Annotated in this window: 3 protein-coding genes; all 3 read right to left on the bottom strand. The window is 72.8% G+C overall.

Translation table 11 applies throughout. From position 1 onward, the window contains the following. Positions 1-281: 281 nt before the first annotated feature. A complete protein-coding gene (gene leuA, locus AB0J52_RS30855; protein WP_500186214.1) occupies positions 282-1,988 on the bottom strand; it encodes a 2-isopropylmalate synthase in 1,707 nt (568 codons plus the stop codon). Between the two features lie 216 nt (positions 1,989-2,204). Further along, positions 2,205-2,975: a dimethylargininase gene (gene ddaH, locus AB0J52_RS30850; protein ID WP_500186213.1), complete on the bottom strand. Its 771-nt coding sequence runs from the start codon at positions 2,973-2,975 to the stop codon at positions 2,205-2,207. 143 nt (positions 2,976-3,118) lie between these two features. Further along, on the bottom strand, positions 3,119-3,730 hold the full coding sequence (locus AB0J52_RS30845) for a TerB family tellurite resistance protein (RefSeq protein WP_500186211.1): 612 nt from the start codon (positions 3,728-3,730) through the stop codon (positions 3,119-3,121). Positions 3,731-3,948 lie beyond the last annotated feature (218 nt).

Genomic DNA, 3,948 nt, shown 5'->3' with positions numbered 1-3,948 from the left:
CCTCGACGGCGGCTGACCCGCCGCCGCGACACGCCGACCGGCGGCCGGGACCGGGCCACTCGTAGCGGTCCGGCCCTGTCCGCCCGCGGCGGCGAGGGCCCTGAGAGGGGCCGGGAAAAGGGTTTCCGGGTGCCTCCCCCGCGCGGGAGACACCCGGAAAGTTCGAACGTCAGGCGGAAGCCTGATTCAGGCAGAGTCTTCGCAAAGGCCGCGTTCCGCGCCCGTCGCCGACTCCCGGCGACACGCCGGCAGGCTCCGCCGCCGGTTCGCGGGACATGCCGTCAGGCTCCGCGGGCGACGCGGTTGACCGCCGACAGCATGGCCTTCAGGGACGCGGTGACGATGTTCCCGTCGATGCCGACCCCCCAGACCGTCTGACCCTCCACGTCGCACTCCACGTAGGCGGCGGCGCGCGCGTCGCCGCCCGCGCTCATCGCGTGCTCGGCGTAGTCCAGGACGCGGACGTGCACGCCGACGGTCGCCAGGGCGTCCTCGAAGGCCGAGACCGGGCCGTTGCCGACGCCCTCGATCTCGCGGATCTCCCCGTGCACCCGGACGTCGCAGGACAGCCGGTCCTTCTCGTTGACGCGGGAGACGGCGCGGTGCGCCAGCAGCCCGACGCGCGGGCCGTTCGACAGGAACTCGCGCTCGAAGATCTCCCACATCCGCTCGGCGGTGACCTCGCCGCCCTCGTCGTCGGTGTGCTGCTGGACGACCCGGGAGAACTCGATCTGGAGCCGCCGCGGCAGCTCCAGCGAGTGCTCGGTCTTCATGATGTAGGCGACGCCGCCCTTGCCGGACTGGCTGTTGACCCGGATGACCGCCTCGTACGACCGGCCCACGTCGTGCGGGTCGATCGGCAGGTACGGCACCTGCCAGGTGTACTCCTCGACCGGTACCCCGGCGGCCGCCGCGTCCCGCCGCAGGTGGTCGAAGCCCTTGTTGATCGCGTCCTGGTGGGAGCCGGAGAAGGCGGTGTACACCAGGTCGCCGCCGTACGGGTGCCGCTCGTGGACGGGCAGCTGGTTGCAGTACTCGACGGTGCGCCGGATCTCGTCGATGTCAGAGAAGTCGATCATCGGGTCGACGCCCTGGGTGAACAGGTTCAGGCCCAGCGTGACCAGGCAGACGTTGCCGGTGCGCTCGCCGTTGCCGAACAGGCAGCCCTCGATGCGGTCGGCCCCGGCCAGGTAGCCCAGCTCGGCGGCGGCGACGGCGGTGCCCCGGTCGTTGTGCGGGTGCAGCGACAGGATGACCGAGTCGCGGAACGCCAGGTTCCGGTTCATCCACTCGATCTGGTCGGCGTAGACGTTCGGGCTGGCCATCTCGACCGTGGCGGGCAGGTTCACGATGACCTTGCGGTCGGGGGTGGGCTGCCAGACCTCGTTGACGGCGTTGCAGACCTCCACCGCGTACTCCAGCTCGGTGCCGGTGAACGACTCGGGCGAGTACTGGAAGTGGATCTCGGTGTCGCCCATCTGCTCGGCGAGCTTGGCGCACAGCTTGGCACCCTCGACCGCGATCGCGGTGATGCCGTCCCGGTCCTGCCCGAACACCACGCGCCGCTGCAGCGTGGACGTCGAGTTGTACAGGTGGACGATCGCCTGCTTGGCGCCGCGGAGCGACTCGAAGGTCCGCTCGATCAGCTCCGGCCGGGCCTGCGTCAGCACCTGGATCGCGACGTCGTCCGGGATCCGGTCCTCGTCGATGATCTGCCGGACGAAGTCGTAGTCGGTCTGGCTGGCGGCCGGGAAGCCGACCTCGATCTCCTTGTAGCCCATCCGGACCAGCAGCTCGAACATCTGGAGCTTGCGGTGGGCGTCCATCGGGTCGATCAGCGCCTGGTTGCCGTCGCGCAGGTCCACCGCGCACCAGCGCGGGGCCTCGGTGACGACCTGGTCGGGCCAGGTGCGGTCGGCCAGCCGGACCGGCTCGAACGGCCGGTAGCGCTGGAAGGGCATTCCGGAGGTTTGCTGCTGCGGGTACATCGGAATCCTGGTTCCCTCTGCTCAGTCCTCGCGGCCGACGCTCACGTCAAAGTCCCGCAGCGAGGGAGCCGGCCTTCTCTACAGGCCCCCGCTGCGGCCGCTAAGGAGAAGCAGTTCCGCGGACACGTCGTCAAGCTAACAGATCCCATCCGCCACACGGAAACCGGGTCTCGCCATCTGAGACGCCCGTGTCTCGCGGCCCGCCTGCCTGCGCCTTCAGGAAGGGCGTGTCGGAACGAGCACGGAGAGGCATGTCACACAGCCCTCCAGCGCCTCGAACTCGCCGATGTCCACGACCGTCACGCGGTACCCGTCGGCGGCGAGCAGGGCGGCGGTGCGCGGCGCGGACGCGGCGAGCAGCAGGTGCTCCGGGCCGAGGACGACCACGTGCGCGCCGGACGGCTCGGGCGCGACCCGCAGGGCGGGCAGCGCCCCGGTGTCCAGCCACTCCGGGACGCCGATCAGCGAGCCGTCCGGGAGCGCGGTCATCGCCGACTTCAGGTGCAGCGCGCCCCGCACGTCCACCGGGACGACCCGGCGGCCGCCGAGGAGCCGGGCGAGCTGGCAGATGCCCTCCTCGTTGGTGCGGTCGCCGCGGCCGACGTAGACGGTGCCGCCGGCCTGGAGGACGTCCCCGCCGTCGAGGGTGCCGGGCGCGGTGATCCGCTCGACGGCCAGCCCGAGGTCGCGGACCACGCTCTCGGTACCGGCGACCTCGGCGCGGCGCTCGGGCGCGCCGGGCAGGGCCAGGACGGCCGTGTCACCGCACACCACGACCGTGTCCTCGACGAACACGGCGTCGGGGGCGTCGTCGGCGTCCGGGACGGCCCGCACGCTCCATCCCGCCGCGCGCAGCGCCGCCTGGTACGCCTCGTGCTGCCGCCGCGCGGCCTCCAGGTCCACCGGCCGCCGCTCCTGGTGCGTGACCAGCCCCTCCGCCAGCCGCCTCCCGGGCCGCCGGACCAGCGCGATTCCCGCGTCCGCCATGCTCCCGTCCCTCCGGGGTCCGTCCGAGCCGTTGCGGCCGAATGACAGCGTTCAGGAAGAGCCTAAGCCGGGGAAACGCCCCGTCCACGCGAACCCGGGCCCGGAAGACCCCGGGACAGGGCGGAGCCGGGCCTCGGAAACGGCTAGTGCGCCGCCCCTTCGGTCAGGGTGATGACGCCGAGGGCGTGGGCCCGGCTCATGCCGAGGAGGTGGGCCACGTGGTGCAGGGCGCGGCGCTCGGACTCGTCCAGGGGGCCGTCGGCGAGGCCGATGCGGACGCAGCGGGCCAGGAACCACTCCTTCGCCTCGACGGCGAGGCCCGCTCCCGCGCGGGCGACCTCCTCCGCGAGGAACGCCTCGCGGAGCTCCAGGTCGGTGTCGACGGCGATGTCGTCGTAGTCCACCTCGCCGTAGCCGGTGACGGCCTCGATGGCGCGTTCCCGGCTGCGCTCGTCGTCGGGGTCGCCGGCGCGCAGGACGAGCCCGGCGGCGGCGCGCATCCCGGCGGGCAGGGCGGCGGCCAGCTGCTGGGCCGTCGGGGTGCGCAGGGCGGAGACGGGGAACCGGGTCCGGCAGGCGCGGCACTCGGCCACCTCGCCCAGCCGCCGCAGCGGGACGACGGGCAGGAAGAAGAGGGTGAGCCAGCGGCGGGCGGCCCGGCGCCGGTAGGCGCGGTCGCCGCCGCAGCGGGGGCAGTGGAAGGTCCCCTGACCCGTCGTGCGGAAGAACACCGAAAGGCTGAACACGAGCAACACCGGTCTCTCCTCCCAAAACGGACCCGTCCAAACTACCGACCGCGACCGCCTCCCGCGCCCCGGACGATCCACCTCGTCCCGGCCCCTTACGCTGGGCACATGACCGGTGACATGGGACGGCCGCGGTTCCTGCCGCCCGAGGAGCGGCCGGAGCCCGCCGCCGGACCGCCCGCAGCAGGGTCCCTTCCGCGCCGCCCGGGATCGAGTCCAGGCAGCCG

Source organism: Spirillospora sp. NPDC049652, assembly GCF_040675125.1.
Classification (GTDB): Bacteria; Actinomycetota; Actinomycetes; order Streptosporangiales; family Streptosporangiaceae; genus Spirillospora.
The sequence above is the reverse complement of the archived record's forward strand: the minus strand, read 5'-3'. Positions and strand labels throughout refer to the sequence as shown.

Coding starts and splice junctions, on each gene's coding strand:
- leuA (WP_500186214.1), bottom strand. CDS start 1,988: ATGTACCCGCAGCAGCAAACCTCCGGAATGCCCTTCCAGCGCTACCGG.
- ddaH (WP_500186213.1), bottom strand. CDS start 2,975: ATGGCGGACGCGGGAATCGCGCTGGTCCGGCGGCCCGGGAGGCGGCTG.